Annotated in this window: 16 protein-coding genes and 1 tRNA gene; 6 read left to right on the top strand and 11 right to left on the bottom strand. The window is 66.3% G+C overall.

Annotation, left to right across the window (positions count from 1 at the left end):
* Window positions 1-39: 39 nt before the first annotated feature.
* Window positions 40-564 (bottom strand): hypothetical protein, encoded by a 525-nt coding sequence (locus ACLIME_RS14030; protein WP_079704327.1) that lies wholly within the window; start codon window positions 562-564, stop codon window positions 40-42.
* 104 nt (window positions 565-668) lie between these two features.
* Here ACLIME_RS14030 and ACLIME_RS14035 point away from each other — a divergent pair, with 104 nt between their 5' ends.
* The 3 genes from ACLIME_RS14035 to ACLIME_RS14045 all read left to right on the top strand — a co-directional run bounded on the left by ACLIME_RS14035 (window position 669) and on the right by ACLIME_RS14045 (window position 2,305).
* Window positions 669-1,226 carry a peptidylprolyl isomerase gene (locus ACLIME_RS14035; RefSeq protein WP_064294028.1) on the top strand — a complete coding sequence of 186 codons (558 nt, stop codon included), beginning with the start codon at window positions 669-671 and terminating at the stop codon, window positions 1,224-1,226.
* Between the two features lie 165 nt (window positions 1,227-1,391).
* Entirely contained in the window at window positions 1,392-2,084 is a 693-nt protein-coding gene (locus ACLIME_RS14040) for a rhomboid family intramembrane serine protease (protein WP_236555314.1), read from the top strand.
* Window positions 2,085-2,164: 80 nt separating this feature from the next.
* Window positions 2,165-2,305 carry a hypothetical protein gene (locus ACLIME_RS14045; RefSeq protein WP_411557287.1) on the top strand — a complete coding sequence of 47 codons (141 nt, stop codon included), beginning with the start codon at window positions 2,165-2,167 and terminating at the stop codon, window positions 2,303-2,305.
* Between the two features lie 215 nt (window positions 2,306-2,520).
* Here ACLIME_RS14045 and ACLIME_RS14050 read toward each other — a convergent pair whose 3' ends face one another.
* Complete coding sequence (locus ACLIME_RS14050) at window positions 2,521-2,766, bottom strand: cell division protein CrgA (RefSeq protein WP_064294026.1); 246 nt, start codon at window positions 2,764-2,766, stop codon at window positions 2,521-2,523.
* A 78-nt stretch (window positions 2,767-2,844) separates the two neighbouring features.
* Between ACLIME_RS14050 and ACLIME_RS14055 the strand changes: the two genes are divergently transcribed.
* Together ACLIME_RS14055 and ACLIME_RS14060 are read left to right on the top strand one after the other, a co-directional pair.
* On the top strand, window positions 2,845-3,651 hold the full coding sequence (locus ACLIME_RS14055) for a class E sortase (protein ID WP_139382341.1): 807 nt from the start codon (window positions 2,845-2,847) through the stop codon (window positions 3,649-3,651).
* A 160-nt stretch (window positions 3,652-3,811) separates the two neighbouring features.
* The gene (locus ACLIME_RS14060) at window positions 3,812-4,447 is read left to right on the top strand and encodes an anthranilate synthase component II (protein ID WP_411557288.1); all 636 of its coding nucleotides are present in this window, start codon (window positions 3,812-3,814) and stop codon (window positions 4,445-4,447) included.
* Between the two features lie 114 nt (window positions 4,448-4,561).
* On the opposite strand, the gene pknB is transcribed toward ACLIME_RS14060, so the two are convergent.
* From pknB to ACLIME_RS14095, 7 genes are all read right to left on the bottom strand, one after another.
* The gene (gene pknB / locus ACLIME_RS14065) at window positions 4,562-6,187 is read right to left on the bottom strand and encodes a Stk1 family PASTA domain-containing Ser/Thr kinase (RefSeq protein ID WP_236555554.1); all 1,626 of its coding nucleotides are present in this window, start codon (window positions 6,185-6,187) and stop codon (window positions 4,562-4,564) included.
* A 170-nt stretch (window positions 6,188-6,357) separates the two neighbouring features.
* Window positions 6,358-8,103, bottom strand: a complete 1,746-nt coding sequence (locus tag ACLIME_RS14070; protein ID WP_411557289.1) for a protein kinase domain-containing protein — start codon at window positions 8,101-8,103, stop codon at window positions 6,358-6,360.
* Window positions 8,100-9,575, bottom strand: a complete 1,476-nt coding sequence (locus tag ACLIME_RS14075) for a peptidoglycan D,D-transpeptidase FtsI family protein (protein ID WP_079704332.1) — start codon at window positions 9,573-9,575, stop codon at window positions 8,100-8,102. The genes ACLIME_RS14070 and ACLIME_RS14075 overlap by 4 nt, the downstream gene beginning before the upstream one ends.
* A complete protein-coding gene (locus ACLIME_RS14080; RefSeq protein ID WP_079704333.1) occupies window positions 9,572-10,969 on the bottom strand; it encodes an FtsW/RodA/SpoVE family cell cycle protein in 1,398 nt (465 codons plus the stop codon). Before ACLIME_RS14080 ends, ACLIME_RS14075 begins: the two co-directional genes overlap by 4 nt.
* Window positions 10,959-12,203, bottom strand: coding sequence for a Stp1/IreP family PP2C-type Ser/Thr phosphatase (locus tag ACLIME_RS14085; RefSeq protein WP_079704334.1), 1,245 nt, complete (start codon window positions 12,201-12,203; stop codon window positions 10,959-10,961). The genes ACLIME_RS14080 and ACLIME_RS14085 overlap by 11 nt, the downstream gene beginning before the upstream one ends.
* A 4-nt stretch (window positions 12,204-12,207) precedes the next feature.
* Entirely contained in the window at window positions 12,208-12,744 is a 537-nt protein-coding gene (locus ACLIME_RS14090) for an FHA domain-containing protein (RefSeq protein ID WP_079706131.1), read from the bottom strand.
* Entirely contained in the window at window positions 12,741-13,487 is a 747-nt protein-coding gene (locus ACLIME_RS14095; protein ID WP_124767843.1) for an FhaA domain-containing protein, read from the bottom strand. Before ACLIME_RS14095 ends, ACLIME_RS14090 begins: the two co-directional genes overlap by 4 nt.
* Window positions 13,488-13,725: 238 nt before the next feature.
* Between ACLIME_RS14095 and ACLIME_RS14100 the strand changes: the two genes are divergently transcribed.
* Window positions 13,726-13,812, top strand: a tRNA-Leu gene (locus ACLIME_RS14100).
* A gap of 433 nt (window positions 13,813-14,245) precedes the next feature.
* Here the strand turns inward: ACLIME_RS14100 and ACLIME_RS14105 are convergent.
* Window positions 14,246-14,902, bottom strand: coding sequence for a response regulator transcription factor (locus tag ACLIME_RS14105; RefSeq protein ID WP_411557290.1), 657 nt, complete (start codon window positions 14,900-14,902; stop codon window positions 14,246-14,248).
* Window positions 14,883-16,169 (bottom strand): histidine kinase, encoded by a 1,287-nt coding sequence (locus ACLIME_RS14110; protein ID WP_411557291.1) that lies wholly within the window; start codon window positions 16,167-16,169, stop codon window positions 14,883-14,885. The genes ACLIME_RS14105 and ACLIME_RS14110 overlap by 20 nt, the downstream gene beginning before the upstream one ends.
* Between the last annotated feature and the right edge of the window lie 6 nt (window positions 16,170-16,175).

Below are 16,175 nucleotides of genomic sequence, written 5' to 3' on the forward strand. Positions count from 1 at the left end.
GGTCGGAACCGGCGAGGGGCTGCGTCGTGCGAAGCGAGATCAGGAAGCGGCAGGCTCCTCGTCGGAGACCCACAGCTCGTCGTCTGCGCGGAACGTCTGCCAGACGGCGTAGGCGACACCGGCAGCGGCGAGGACGCCGAGGCCGATCGCGATGACGGTACCGGCGCTCGCGCCCTTCTTGGCGGGCAGCACCTGCTCGGGCACGTGGAGGCGACGGAGAGCCGCCTGCACGCGGGTGTCCTTGGCGATGTCGCCGATGCTCAGCACCGTACCGACGACGCCACCGACAGCGGGGACGACGCCATCCGAGATGCCCTTGCGCACGCCGTCGACGGCGTTGCGGGAGACCTTGATCCCCCGGTCGACCGTCGGGACGACGCGGTGCTCGTAGGTGTCGCGCACGACGGGGACCACCTGCTCCTTCGAGAAGTTCCCGAGCTGACGGCTCACCTCACGAGCGACTTCGTTGGCGTGGTTCAGGACATCCTGCTGGGAGTCCCAGAGGTCGGCAGCGGAACCCTTGAGCTTCTTGAGCTCTTTCCGGCGCTTGCGTGACAGGCTCATGTGGTCATCTCCAATGATCGCGGCAACAACGTAACCTCCATCTTGCCACTTAGACCCCTGGATACCATCCGAGAGTCCCGAACCCTTGTGCAAGAATTGGGAGTATGTCAAAGCACACCGCAGTCGCCACGTTGCACACCAACCACGGTGAGATCAAGGTCAACCTCTTCGGGGACCACGCTCCCAAGACGGTCAAGAACTTCACCGACCTGGCAACCGGTGGGCGCGAGTGGACGGATTCGAAGACGGGCCAGACCCGGAACGACGCGCTGTACAGCGACCTCATCTTCCACCGCATCATCCCCGCGTTCATGATCCAGGGCGGCGACCCGCTCGGAACCGGCACCGGTGGCCCGGGCTACAACTTCGACGACGAGATCCACCCGGAGCTCAACTTCGACGAGCCCTACATCCTCGCCATGGCGAACGCCGGCAAGCGCCGCAACGCCATCACGGGCGCCGTCGAGGGCACGAACGGTTCGCAGTTCTTCATCACGACCGTTCCCACGCAGTGGCTCCAGGGCAAGCACACCATCTTCGGTGAGGTCGCCGACGCCGAGTCCCGCGCGGTCGTCGACGCCATCCAGGCCGTCCCGACCGGTGCCGGCGACAAGCCGATCGAGCCCGTCGTCCTCGAGAGCGTCACCATCTCCGAGGCCTAGACACCGCTCGGAGGACAGACCGTGACCCTGCCCCGGGATCCGTCGGCCAACTTCTGCTATCGCCACCCCGACCGACAGAGCTTCGTGCTCTGCCAGCGTTGCGGTCGGACGATCTGTGGAGAATGCCAGACGCCCGGGGCAGTCGGTTTCATCTGTCCGGAGGATATGAAGGCGCAACGACAGAGCGCCCCTCGCAACCGTCTCGGCGCGAGGATCAGCAACTCCTCCCCCATCGTCACGTACGCGATCATCGCCGTGACGGCGTTCGTGTTCCTGCTGCAGTGGATCCCCGGGCTCGGCGTCACGAACGCGCTCCTCTACGCCGGCGTGTACTCCGATCCGTCGTACGGCGCCCTCCAGCCCTGGCGGATGCTGACCGCCGTGTTCGTGCACTCGCAGGGGTTCATCTTCCACATCCTGCTGAACATGTACACGCTCTGGATCTTCGGCCGGATCCTCGAGACCATGCTCGGGCACTGGCGGTTCCTCGCGCTCTACCTGGTCGCCGGGTTCGCCGGTTCGGTCGGTGTCCTGTTCCTCGCCGACCCGAGGACGGCCGTCGTCGGCGCCTCGGGCGCGATCTTCGGTCTCCTCGGGGCGTTCCTCGTCATCCAGCGACGCATGGGTGCCGACACCCGCGGGCTGCTGGTGCTCCTGGGCATCAACCTCGTCATCGGCTTCATCCCCGGCGTGAACATCGCCTGGCAGGCCCACCTGGGCGGGCTCGTCGGCGGCGCCCTCATCGGCCTCATCCTCGTCAACACCCGCAAGCGCACCCAGCAGCCGCTTCAGGCAGTCCTGATTGGCGCCGTGAGCGTCGTCCTCGTGGGCGCCAGCCTCCTGCCCGCCCTGCTCTGAGCGGGATCGCACTTCGACAGGCTCAGTGACCGGGGTATGGCTCGGTGACCTGGTGTGGCTCAGTGACCGAGTGTGGCTCAGTGACCGAGTTCGGCTCGGTGGCCGGGTTCGGCTCGGTGGCCGGGTTCGGCTCAGTGACCGGGTACTACCCGGTGACCCGCGTCGATCACTTGGCGCGGTCGGTCGTGCGCCGCAACCATGCAGCAGACGTTGAAGGTTGACCGAGTTATCCACAGAGTTATGAACACTGGGGATAATTACACCAGTGTGGTTCCCCGTGTTTCCGGGACTCCCGGCGGTTCTCCACACCGACATGTGGATAACTCGGAAGTTCTCCACATTCCTGTGGAGAACTCGCTGCAACGGATGCCCGATACACGAAACAGCGGGCCGTCCGAGAGGACGACCCGCTGTGCACGACGTGAAGTGAGTGAGGCTAGCGCCATCTGGTGGTCATGAGGAACCCGATGAAGGCGATGCCGAAGCCGACGAGGATGTTCCACGGCCCGAGTGACTGGATCGGGAGCAGCGTGCCGCTCAGGTAGTAGACGACGATCCAGGCGAGGCCGAGGAGCATGAAGCCGAACATGACCGGCTTGAACCAGACCGCGTTCGGTGCGGGTTCGCCGCTCGTCTGCTCGGGTTCGCGGGACGGTTTGCTTCGTGACTTCGTGCGTGCCATGCCGACATTCTACCTGTTCACCCCAATCGGTGCCTTGGGGATCAGCCGATCCCGAGTTCTTCTCGGTAGAATCCATGCGTGACCGACGACCTACCTTCGCGAGCGAGCGCACGCGCCGCTGAGCGCAGAGCGCCGTCGAAGCACCGCATCAGCGTCTTCGGGGTGGCCGGCGAGCTGCTCATCACCGCAGGCATGGTCGTCCTGCTGTTCCTCGCCTGGCAGCTCTGGTGGAACGACATGATCATGGCCGGCAGCCAGGCGAACGCCGCGTCGAGCCAGTCGCAGGAGTGGATCAAGAACGCCGAGACCGCTCCCGCACCCGAACCGACGGTGGATGCGACCGGCGCGCCGAACTACGGTGAGCCGCCCGTCACCGCCCGTCCCGCGCCGGGCGACCCGTTCGCGGTGCTCTACGTTCCGCGGTACGGCGCCGACTACCGCCGCGTCGTCGCCGAGGGTGTCGACACCGCGACCGTCCTCAACAGCTTCGACCTCGGGGTCGGTCATTACCCGAGCACCCAGATGCCCGGAGAGGTCGGCAACTTCGTCGTCGCCGGTCACCGCAAGGCCTACGGCGGTGCGATGACCCTGATCAGCGACCTGCAGATCGGCGACAAGGTCTACGTCCAGACGGCCGACGGCTACTACACCTACGTGTTCCGGAACATCACCTACGTGTTGCCCACCCAGGTGGACGTCCTCAACCCCGTCCCCCAGGTCGACGGTGTCGCACCGACGCAGCGCATCCTCACCCTGACCACCTGCAACCCGCTCTATTCGACGGCGGAACGCAGTATCGCTTACGCGGTGTACGAGTCCTGGCAGCCGCTGTCCGCCGGGCCGCCCGCCGAGATCGCCGCGTCCGTCGCGGCCGCTGGAGGCTGACGATGTACGGCGCACTCTGGAGGGTCCTGCCCGGACCCGTGTGGCTGAGGATCTTGATCCTCGTCGTCCTGTTCGTCGCGGTCGTTGCCGCACTCTTCACCTGGGTGTTCCCCTACGTGGACTCGTTCATCGTCGATCAGAATGTGACCGTCGGAAACGAATGACCCGCGTCCTGGTCATCGACAACTACGACAGCTTCGTCTACACGCTGAACGGGTACGTCGAACAACTGGGTGCAGAGACCGTCGTCGTGCAGAACGACGGCATCGCGCTCGACGACCTCGAGCAGCGGATCCTCGGGTTCGACGGCGTACTCGTCTCACCCGGACCCGGTCGGCCCGCTGACGCCGGGATCTCGCTGGCCACCGTGCGCGCGGCGTACCGAACCGGGACGCCACTCCTCGGAGTGTGCCTCGGCCACCAGGCGATCGCCGAGGCGTTCGGAGCGACCGTGCACACCGCCGACGAGCTGATGCACGGACAGAGTTCGCTCGTGGAACACGACGGCAGTGCCCTCTACCGCGGAATCCCGCAGCAGTTCAACGCCACCCGGTATCACTCGCTCGCGGTCGTCGACGGCAGCGTGCCCGAGGAGCTCGTCGTGACGAGCCGGACGACCAGCGGCGTCATCATGGGGCTCCGCCACCGTGACGCCCCGATCCACGGCGTGCAGTTCCATCCGGAGTCCGTGCTCTCCGAGGGCGGCTACCAGCTCCTGGCGAACTGGCTCGAGACGACCGGGCTCACCGGAGCGCATCAGCGGGCACGAGGGCTCAGCCCGCTCATGACACGGTAGGCCCTTCGACAGGCTCAGGGACCGGAGAGCCTGTTCAGGGACCGGAGAGCCTGCGCAGGGACCGGAGAGCCTGCGCAGGGACCGTCCTTCGACAGGCCCAGGAAGCAGCGCAGCCTACGGACCGGTGCAGTAGGTGAGCGTGATGACGGACTTCTGGGGGATGTCGCCTGGTGCGGGAGACATGGCCGTGACCGGGTCGCCGGCGACCGCCTTACACGTCGCGTCGGCCTGCGGCTGAACGGTGAACTGCCTCGTCGCGTCCTGCAGGTAGTTCGTCGCGTCGAGAAGCGGCTGCCCGACGACGTCGGTCAGCGTCACGTTTCCGCTGGAGACGACGAGGTTCACCGTGGACCCCTGGTCGACGGAGGTACCCGCTCCGGGATCCATCCGCAGCACGACACCCGCCGGCACGGTCGGCGAGTTCTCCCGGGTCACGGAGCCTTGCGTGAGGCCGGCGGCGGCGACCGCAGCCCACGCGGCCTCGGAGGATTGGTTGACGACGTCGGGGACCTGGACCTGCGCACGGCCGGTCGACACGTAGACCTTGATCTGCGTGTTCTTGGTGACGGTGGTGCCGCCTGGTGGGTCCGTACGGATAACGTGCCCGGCGTCGTAGTCGCTGCTCGCTTCATCGAACTTGGTGGGGACCAGTTCGAGCTGCTCGATCGTGCTGTTCGCACTCTCCCACGTGGCGTCGACGAGATCCGGCACCTCTCGCGAGTCCGTGGAGATGCTCGTCGCGGGCGGCAGCTGCACCACCCAGAACACGAGGGAGAAGAGGATGACGGCGATACCGGCGATGGCAGCCCAGATCCACACGACCGGCGGGCGGCGCTGGGTACGCGTGACGGTGTCGTCCGAGGTGAGCTGACGGATCGCCTGCTCGGTGCTGGACGCAGCCGTCGGTGATGGGCCGAACAGTGAGTCGTGGTCGTCGCGTCGGACCGGCACATGGCCGGCCCCGGCTTCGTCGAGATCCTCACGGAACTCGACGGCGCTCTGATAGCGCTCGAAGCGATCCTTCGCGAGGGCACGGAGGACGACCTGGTCGAGCGCCGGCGACACCTTCGGGTTGATCGAGCTCGGCTTCACCGGGCGCTCGCTCACGTGCTGGTACGCGACGGCGACGGCGGTGTCGCCGCGGAAGGGCGCTTTACCCGTCAGCATCTCGAAGAGGACGACGCCGGTGGAGTAGAGGTCGGTCCGGGCGTCGACCGTCTCGCCCTTGGCCTGCTCGGGCGAGAAGTACGCGGCCGTACCGAGGATGGCTGTCGTCTGGGCGACCGTCGTGGACGAATCGGAGACGGCGCGTGCGATGCCGAAGTCGGTGACCTTGACATCGCCGGCCGTGGTGATCATGACGTTGCCCGGCTTGATGTCGCGGTGCACGACGCCGGCGCGGTGGGAGTACTCCAGCGCGGTGAGGATGCTGTGCGCGATGCGCACCGCCTCCTCGGAATCGACAGGGCCCTCGGCGATGAGGTCCTTGAGCATGCGCCCTTCGACGTACTCCATGACGATGAACGGCTCGATGAGGTCGTGCCCCGAGCCGTCCTTGACCCGCTCCTCGCCGGCGTCGTAGACACGGACGATCGTGGGGTGGGCCATCCGTGACGCGGCCTGGGCCTCCTGACGGAAGCGGGAGCGGAACGCGGGGTCGGTGGCGAGCGTCGACTTCAGGACCTTGATGGCGACGGTGCGACCGAGCTTGGTGTCAACGCCGCGGAAGACGTTGGACATGCCCCCGCGACCGATGAGGTCGCCGACGACGTATCGGCCTGCGAGCAGGCGTTGATCGTCAGCCACGTACCACCCCTGAATTCGCTTGGAGGACAAACACTAACAGCTTACTCGGGCACCCTTCGAGTGCTCTCAGGGATGACCCTGAGAGCACTCGTCGCGGCATCCGCCTACTGCTCCTTGATGACGTTGACCGACTCCGAGGAAGGCGATCCGGAGGAGGTACCCGTGCTGCAGCGGATCGAGTACGACACCGAGAGCGTGCCCACGGCGTCGACCGTGATGGTGCCCGTCGTGGTGTTCGCGTCGAACTGGCCCGAGGAGTTGTTCTGGAAGTACCCGCCCGAGACGGCGACGGTGTAGCCGAGGAAGTCGGCCCCGGTCGGGCAGGCGTTCTGCACGGCGAGCCAGTCGACCTTGATCGAGGTCGAGGTCGCGTCCTTCGGGATGACGAGCGAGCCGTCCTCCAGCACCGACTTGTCGAGCTTCGGTGCCTCGGTCGGCGGGTTGATGACCGCGATCTCGTCGTAGACGGTCAGCGTGATGGCCGAACCGGTCTTGACGTTGCCCGTCGGGTTGACGTCGTACACCGTGTCGACCTGCTCCGGTGTCGTGGCGGGGTTGCCGACGTTCTTGGAGACGCTGAAGTTGTACGGTGCAGCACTGAAGATCGTGTTGAGCTCGTCGAAGGACCGGCCCTGGAGGTCGCTCAGGTTGATCGGGAACACCGTGGGCGTCGGCGTCGGCGTCGGCGTCGGGGACTTCGTCGGCTTCGGAGTGGCTGAAGTGGTGGTCTCGGACGGCGTACCGCCCCCGGCATCGTTGCCCTGGTTGGCGAAGACCGCGATCAACGAGCCGACCAGCACGATGACGAGCAGGGCGACGAGACCGATGAGCGGCCAGGTCCACTTGCTGCGCTTCTTCTTCTCGCCCTCGCCCTCGACGTCGTCCTCGAGCTGGTCCGCCTCGGCGGCGGACAGCAACTGCGTGGTCGCGTCGTCGGCTGCGGGCATCCGGCGGGTCTGGTCCATCACGGTGGTCGCGGCGTCGCCGGCTCCACCGAGGATCATCGGCACGGCTGCGGCCGCGGCGTTGAGGTCGCCCCGACGGAGCGCCTGAGCGGCGCGCGCGACGTGGGCGGACGATGCCGGACGGTCGACCGGGTTCTTCGCGATCATCGACATGACGAACCGGCGGACCGGCTCGGCGATCGTGACGGGGAGCTCCGGTGGCTGCTCGTTGATCTGCGCCATGGCGATGGCGACCTGCGACTCGCCCGTGAACGGACGGCGTCCGGCGAGGCACTCGTACGCGACGATGCCGAGCGAATAGATGTCCGTCGACGGCGAGGCGGGGTGTCCGCTCGCCTGCTCGGGCGAGAGGTACTGCACGGTGCCCATGACCTGACCGGTGGCCGTGAGCGGCACCTGGTCGGCGATCCGGGCGATGCCGAAGTCGGTGATCTTGACGCGACCGTCCGGCGTGATGAGCAGGTTGCCCGGCTTGATGTCGCGGTGGACGAGGCCTGCGGCGTGCGCGGCCTGGAGCGCGGACGAGGTCTGCGCGACGATGTCGAGCACCTTGTCGGTGGGCAGGACACGTTCGCGCTCGAGCACGGTGGACAAGGCCTCACCGGGCACGAGTTCCATGACGAGGAACGCGCTGCCGTCCTCCTCGCCGTAGTCGAAGACGTTGGCGATGCCCTCGTGGTTCACGAGTGCGGCGTGCCGCGCCTCGGCACGGAACCGCTCGAGGAACCCGGGGTCCCCCATGTACTCGTCCTTGAGGATCTTGATGGCGATGGTCCGGCCGATGACCAGGTCAGTGGCCTGCCACACCTCGCCCATGCCACCGATCGCAATGCGAGATTGCAGTTCGTAGCGACCTCCGAAGGTCAGCCCGGCTGTCGGTCTCATTTGTTCAGCACCGCCTCTAGTACTTTCTTCGCGATCGGCGCGGCCACGAGGTTGCCGTAACCGTCCTGTCCGAGTCCACCGCCATCTTCAACAACGACCGCCACGGCGACCTTCGGGTCGTCCGCGGGTGCGAAACCGGTGAACCACAGCGTGTACGGATCGTCGGATCCGTTCTGTGCCGTGCCTGTCTTTCCAGCCACATCGACCCCATCTATTCTTGCATTAGTCGCAGCACCGCTCTGGACGCCCTGGACCATGATGTCCGTGATCTCCTTGGCCACCGAACTCGAGATGGGCTGCGACAGCTGCGCCGGTTCGAACTCCTTGAGGACACTCAGATCGGGGTTCACGACGCGGTTCACCAGCTGCGGGTTGCAGACGATGCCACCGTTCGCGATGCCGGCCGAGACCATGGCCATCTGGAGTGCCGAGGCCCGCACGGTGTACTGCCCGAAGGCGGCCATGGCGGTCTGGTCGTCGCTCAGCGCGTTCGGGAAGGTGCTCGGCTGCATCGGCATGGGGTTGAGTCCCGTTCCGGTGATGTTGACGTCCATGTTGAAGCCGAAGCTCTGCGCCATGTCGCGGATCTTCTCGTAGCCGAGTTCGACACCGAGTTCCGCGAGCGGGATGTTGCAGCTGAGCTCGACGGCTGTCGCGATGGACACCGTCGCGCCTCCGCCGCAGCTTCCGCCCTCGGAGTTGCGGATGACGGTGCTCGTCCCGGGGAGCGTGTATGTGGACGGGTTCGGGAACTCCGACTCCGGCGTGTAGTCGCCCGACGCGAACGCGGCGGCCGCGGTGACGAGCTTGAACGTGGAGCCGGGCGGATCGAGGTCGCCGTCGACGCCCTTGTTCAGGAGCGGCTGGCGGTCGTCGTCGTCGAGGGTCCGGTAGGCGTCGAGCACGGCCGCGTTGTCGTGGCTGGCCAGGACGTTCGGGTCGTAGCCAGGGCTCGACACCGAGGCGAGGATCTTGCCCGTCTTCGGCTCGATGGCGACGATCGCGCCCTCCTGGTCGCCGAGTGCGTCGAAGGCGGCCTGCTGCACGACGGGGTCCAGGGTGACCTCGACCGCCGCACCCTTCGGAGCCTGGCCGGAGATGAGCCGGTTGATGGAGTCGAGGAACTGGGAGTTCGACGTACCGCTCAGGTACTCGTTCGTCGCGAGTTCGAGACCGGACGAGCCCTGGGTGGGCGAGAAGTAGCCGGTGACGGGCGCGTACAACGGGCCGTTCGCGTAGACGCGCTGGTACTTGTATTCGTCGTCACTGGCGACGGACGAGGCGATGGCGGTCCCGTCCGTGAGCAGGATGGGACCTCGCTCCGTCCGGTAGCTGTCGTAGAGCGTCCGTGTGTTGCGACCGTCGGCGTTGAGGGTGTCGGCCTGGAACATCTGGATGATGGTGGTCGACCCGAAGAGCGCCAGGAACATCGCCAGGACGACGATGCTCACCCGCTTGAGTTCGCGATTCATGAGACCACCGCCTTGGGTTGGGTTCGGACCGTGTCGGAGATGCGGAGCAGGACGGCGATGATGATCCAGTTCGCGACGAGCGACGACCCGCCGGCCGCCAGGAAGGGTGTGGTGAGCCCCGTGAGCGGGATGATGCGGGTCACGCCGCCGACGACGACGAAGACCTGCAGCGCGACGGTGAACGCCAGGCCGATCGAGAGGAGCTTGCCGAAGTCGTCGGTGCCGGCGTAGCCGACTCGGAAGCCCCGCGAGACGAGCAGCAGGTAGAGCGCGAAGATCGCGAAGAGGCCGGCCAGACCGAGCTCCTCACCGAGGCTGGCGATGATGTAGTCGCTCTGCGGGACGGGCGTGATCTCGGGCATGCCCTGGCCGAGCCCGGTGCCGAGCAGTCCGCCGTGGGCGAGGCCGAAGATGCCCTGCACGAGCTGGTAGCTGCCGCCGTCGCGGTCGAAGACCTCCGGGTTGAAGGCGTCCCACCAGTTGTGGAAACGACCGGCGACGTAGGAGAGGGTCTGGCCGGCGATGAACGCACCGGCGAAGAACATCGTCAGGCCGATGATGATCCAGCTGGCGCGGCTCGTCGCGACGTACAGCATGACGAGGAACATGCCGAAGTAGAGCAGACCGGTTCCGAGGTCGCGCTGGAAGACGATCACGCCCATCGCCATCGCCCAGACCACGAGGATCGGGCCGAGATCGCGCAGACGGGGGAACTGGATCCCGAGGAACTTCTTGCCGACCATCGAGAGGCTGTCGCGCGTTCGCACGAGATAACCGGCGAAGAAGACCGCCAGAGCGATCTTCGCGATCTCGCCGGGCTGGAAGGTGACCGCGTCGCCGATGCCGATCCAGACACGGGCGCCGTTGACCTCGCGACCGATGCCCGGCAGCAGGGGCAGCAGGAGGAGGACGAAGGCGAAGAGGCCGGCGATGTAGGTGTACTTGAAGAGGACGCGGTGGTTGCGGATGATCAGCACCACGGCGATGGCGCCGGCGATCGCGATCGCACTCCACACCATCTGTCGGACCGCGGCGCTCGCCCAACCGGAGTCGCCGAGCGCGATGTCGATCCGGTAGATCTCGGCGATCCCGACGCCGCCGAGCACGGTGGCTATCGGCAGCAGGAAGGGGTCGGCCTCCGCCGCGGTGTAGCGCAGCACGATGTGGAAGGCGAGGACCAGCAGTGACAGGCCCGAGCCGAAGGTGATCAGGGCGAAGTCGAGGTGTCCGAGGGCCCCGAGCTGCACGAGCATGACCGCGACCGCGTTGATGGCGAACGCGAAGATGAGGAGCGCGAGCTCGAGGTTGCGGAGCTTCTTCGGCAGCCGGAGCCGGCGCATCGTCTTGATGACGCCGGTGTCGGCTTGGATGGGGGCTGCGACGTCACTGGTCATCGGTCACCCGCAATCGCTTCACGATGTCGAGGGCCTCGGTGAACGAGGACGCGCTGATGGTCTGGTCGACGGCCTGGCGGTCGAAGTCGGAGAGCGAGCCGAGCGGGATGCCGGTGTCCTCCTTGACGTTCGAGAGTTTGATGGGGCCGACGTCCTGCTGGATGCCCTGGTAGATGACCACCGTGTCGTCGTCGCCGCCGACGAAGTACCGGGTCTGGGTCCACGCGTACCCGAGCACGACACCACCGACGATCGCGACGATGACCACGATGAGACCGACGAGCCAGGTGATGCGCCGACGTCTCGCGCGACGCTCGTCCTCTTCGATGAGCTCGTCGAGGTAGTCCTCGGAGGCGGGCTCGAAGTGGGAGTTGCCGAGCGAGGTGACCCGACCGGGGTGCAGCCAGCTGTTGGGGATGAGTGAGGGCTTCTTCACCGACGGGGTGAGTGCGAAGGCCACGGGCTTCGAGGCCGAACCGACGACGACGGGCTCGCCGTCACTCACCGGCTCGTCGACGATGTCGACGACCACGACGGTGACGTTGTCCGGTGCACCGCGGTCCAGGCTCTGCCGGACGAGCTTCTCGGCAGTGCGCTGCGCCGACAGCTTCTCGGTGAGGGTCGCCGTGATGTGCGTCTCGTCGACCACGCCCGAGAGACCGTCCGAGCAGAGGATCCAGCGGTCACCCGGCTGCGTCCCAAGCGTCATCGTGTCGATCTCGGGGGAGGCGTCGACGTCGCCGAGGACGCGCATCAGCACGGATCGGCGGGGATGGACCATCGCCTCCTCCGCCGTGATCCGGCCGGAGTCCACGAGACGCTGGACGAACGTGTGGTCGACCGTGATCTGGCTGAGCTCGCCCTCACGGAAGAGGTAGATCCGGGAGTCGCCGATGTGGGCGATGGCGACCTCGTTGCCGATGACCGCGAGCGCGGAGACCGTGGTGCCCATGCCGGTCAGCTCGCGGTGCTTCGAGACCGTGTCGCCCAGGATGGAGTTCGCCGCGAGGATCGCCGACTGGAGCGTCGCCTCAGCGGCTTCGGAGGACGGGTACGGTTCGTCGGCTTCGATGATGCGGTTGAGTGCCATCGCCGAGGCGACGTCACCGCCGGCGTGGCCGCCCATGCCGTCGGCGACGACGAACAGGTGGTGCCCGGAGTAGCCGGAATCCTGGTTGTTTGAGCGCACTTTACCCACGTGGGAGAGCGCTGCGCCGGCGCCGCTGGTCGTCACCGGGTTACCGCCGCAACTCGAAACTGGTCTGGCCGACCTTGACGGGGGTGTCGAGTGGGATCTGCGTCGGGACGCTCACGCGCTTGCCGGCGAGGAAGGTGCCGTTGGTGGAGTCGAGGTCCTGGACCATCCACTCGTCGTTCCAGAGCATGAGGCGCGCGTGATGCGTGGACGTGTAGTCGTCGCGGATGATGAGGCCGGAGTCCGCTGAGCGGCCGATGGTGATCGGCTCGCGGCCGAGGGGGAGCTCGGTGCCCTGCTTGGGCCCGGACACGATGACGAGGCGCGAGGTGTTGTCGACCGTGGCGCGCGGAGGCGTGCCGCTCGATCCGCCGGTGGCGGGCCGACTGGGGGCCGGGGCGGTCGCGGCGCGCATCGGCTGCGGCGGTGTGGCCGGGGCTCCGTTCGACGACTGCTGCTGCGGCTTCCGGACACGTGGTCCGAAGAGGTCGGTGCGGAGGGCGTAGACGATGCCGAAGACGAACGTCCAGAGCAGGAGCAGGAAGCCGATGCGGAGGACCAGCAGGGTCAGTTCGCTCACGCGCCGTCCCCCCACGAGTCGCCGAAGGACGACACATCGTGACGTCGGGTCGCATCGCTCATCTGGCGATCGGATCCGCCGGCCTTGGCGACCACCCGGAACACGATCCTGGTGCGGCCGATCTCGATGACGGAGTCGGGGGAGAGGGCCGCCTGGCGGAAGGACTGGCCGTTGAGCTTCGAGCCGTTCGTCGAGCCGAGGTCGCGCGCCTGACCGGCGTTGCCGTCCCAGAGGATCTCGACGTGCTTCCGTGAGGTGCCGGTGTCGGGGATCGTGATGTCGGCCTCCGTACCGCGGCCGATGACCGTGCGGGCCTGCGTGATCGGGTAGCGCTTGCCGCCGATGTCGAGCACGGGTGCCCAGGTGACGGAGCCCTTGAGGTTGACACTGTCGATCTGCACGAGGCCGTCGGGGAGGGAGCGGTCGCCGGAGAGCTTGATGGTCACGGCACCCGGAAAGGAGTACCCCTGGCTCTTGGCGTGCTTCTGGACGAGCGAACCGAGCTCGTCGATGAGGGAGGGGCCGATGGCGTCCATGCGCTCGAAGTCGGTGGGCGACATGCGGACGGTGAACTTGTTCGGCACGAGGATGCGGTCGCGGGAGACGACGGCGGCCTTGGTGTCGAGCTCGCGTCGGAGCGCGCTCGTAATCTCGACCGGCTGGAGTCCGGACTTGAAGGTCTTCGCGAAGGCGCCGTTGACGGCGCGCTCGAGTCCCTTCTCGAAGTTGTCCAGAATGCCCACGGTCTCTCGATTCGTGTCGGTGTCCAGGCAATGTTAGACGGTTTGCCTGCACGCGAGGCCAATCGACGCGGGCGCCGACGCCAGGTGTTCACCCGCTCGGCAGCAGGAGATCAGCATCGGCGCAGGGCCGTCCGACCCGTTTCCTCCTGCCTTGGCGCGGATCTCCGGTGTTCTACCGCGCGGGTTCCGCGTGCTATCCTCGATAAGTTGCCGCGAGAGCGGTGACGTCTGGTGTCTCGCGCGAGTGGCGGAATTGGCAGACGCGCTGGCTTCAGGTGCCAGTGCTCGAAAGGGCGTGCGGGTTCAAGTCCCGCCTCGCGCACCAGGGCGGGTTCACGTAGAAACGCGAATCAGTTCATGAAATGCGAGTTCGGCGGTTGCCTCGGTGAAAATCGAGGCAACCGCCGCTCCATTTTCGGGCCTCAGCGTGGTTCGTGAGCGCGGATCCGCGCTCGCCGCGTTCTGTGTCCACGACGAATAGCCTCTTGAGGGGCTGTTCGGTCTTGCTTTTCGATTGCGAGCGAGTCGTTCGGACTACGCGGGAGGTGCGAGCGCGCCGACTGTTGCCGGCCGAACATTAGCCAGGTTCGTGGCGGAGAACTTCTTCCTGTGCTTGATGCCCTTGTTCACAGACTCGACCTGGTTGCGCTGACCGTAGGCCTTCTTCCACTCAGCGGTTCCCCACGAGTATCGCTGAAGATGACGGCGTGAGTCTTTCCAGGAACATCGTGCCTCTTTCTCCGGTGCTGTCGGGGAGATCAGGGGGTACGTGATGCTTGCAGGTACGTGAGCACTGCTTTCACACGCCGGTTCTCATCTACGGGGCTCAGGCCGAGCTTCTGGAAGATGCGTCCGACGTGCTTACCGACCGCGGGGTCGCTGAGCACGAGCTTCTCGGCGATGGCGGCGTTTGATTGGCCGTCCGCCATGAGAATGAGGACTTCGATCTCCCGTGGCGTGAGCGTATCCAACGGGCCGGGGTGTGCGCTGCTGAGGAGGTGCTGGACCACATGAGGGTCGATAGTCGTCCCCCCGCTGGCGATGTTCTGCAGTGCGCCGGCGAAGTCACGCACCCGGTTGATGCGGTCCTTGAGCAGATACCCGACGGCCCCTTCGGGCAGTGTGAGGAGACGGCGGGCGTTCATGTCCGCGAGGTACTGCGAAAGGACGAGGATCGGCTGGTGCGGGTGCTGCTCCCGGATGCGAAGGGCGGCCTGCAGGCCGTCGTCCTTGTTCCCGGGTGGCATGCGGACGTCGGTGATGATGATGTCGGGAGCACTGTCCAGTCGCGCGTACGCTTCCTCCAGCTGGGGTGCCGTCTCGGCGGCGCCCACCACCGTGTGGCCCAGCCGCTCGAGCAGAGCGATGAGTGCTTCACGCAGTAGCGCTGAGTCCTCAGCGATCAGTATTCGCATGCAAGGCGTTCCCTTCTTCGGGTAGGGGGAGGTCCATTCGCAGGACGGTGGGTCCGCCGGCGGGGCTTGTGACTTTCAGATGACCGTTGAGAGCCTCTGCACGTTCGGTGAGTCCTCGTAGTCCGGTTCCGTTCCGTTTGTCGGCACCGCCTGTTCCGTTGTCGGTCACGGTGACGATGAACGTCTTGCCATCGGTGCCGGTGGCGACCACGGCGGAGGAGGCGGATGCGTGCTTGGCGATGTTCGTGAGGGCCTCTGCGACCAGATAGTAGACGGTGGTCTCGTGTGCGGCGGGGAGGTGAACTCTGGGGTTCCCTTCGACGGTCACTCGAATGTCGCTGCGCTCAGCGAGCTCCTCGAGGGCCGCGCGGAGTCCGTAATCGGTGAGTACTGAAGGGTGGATCCCGCGGACCGTGTCACGGAGGGTCGTCATCGCATGCTCCGCCTGAACCTGGGCTTCGTCGACCGCTCGCAATAGCTGAGTGGTGTCAGTGCCTCTCGCGGCGAGCTCGTCCACTTCGAGGCCGATCATTCCCAGTCGTGCGCCGAGTGCGATGAGTTCTTGCTGTACGCCGTCGTGCAGGTCCCGTTCGATGCGACGGCGCTCCGCGTCTGACGACTCGGCGAGAGCACGGCGCGAGTTGATGAGACGCTGGATGTTCGCGTCGACGCCGCGTGCTTTCGGCCCGCACAGGAGTCGCAACACACATGCTTGACCAGTTGCGAGACACGCGTTGATGTAGCCGAACAGGATCAGCACGACGAGGGTGATGAGCGCGACTGGCCACCAGTTTGTGGGGGTCATGACCCCTTCGGCGTCTCCGAAGAACTGGGTCGGTGTGGGTCCGGTGATACCGGCGGCAGCGACCATGCCGAGCGCCAGAAGTGTGATGGTCTCGAAAAACAGCACGATGAGTGCGAGGAGAGCGCAGACAAGGTCCCAGATGAGCGCCAGTGCCTCGCGCCACGTCGCACGTTCTGTGAGGCGGATGTTGATCCAGTGGTGACGCTCGCTGGCATCGACCGTGGCGTGGTCGCTCATCTGCACGGGGAACCCGAGAAGGCGTGTGCGTCGGCGCTCCATGGATCCGAGGACGAGACCCCAGAACGGCAACAGTAGGAATGTGAAGATCACAAGCGGGACGAGAGCTGCTCCAACGAGCACACTCAGCATCAGGTAGATGAGTGCCTGCCACGGCCAGCGGCTGAGAACGAAGCGCCACGGGGGCAACCTCATCGCCTTCCACACGTGACTCGCCGTCGTCATGGGTCC

The organism is Plantibacter sp. MPB07 (assembly GCF_046619465.1).
GTDB lineage: Bacteria > Actinomycetota > Actinomycetes > Actinomycetales > Microbacteriaceae > Plantibacter > Plantibacter auratus.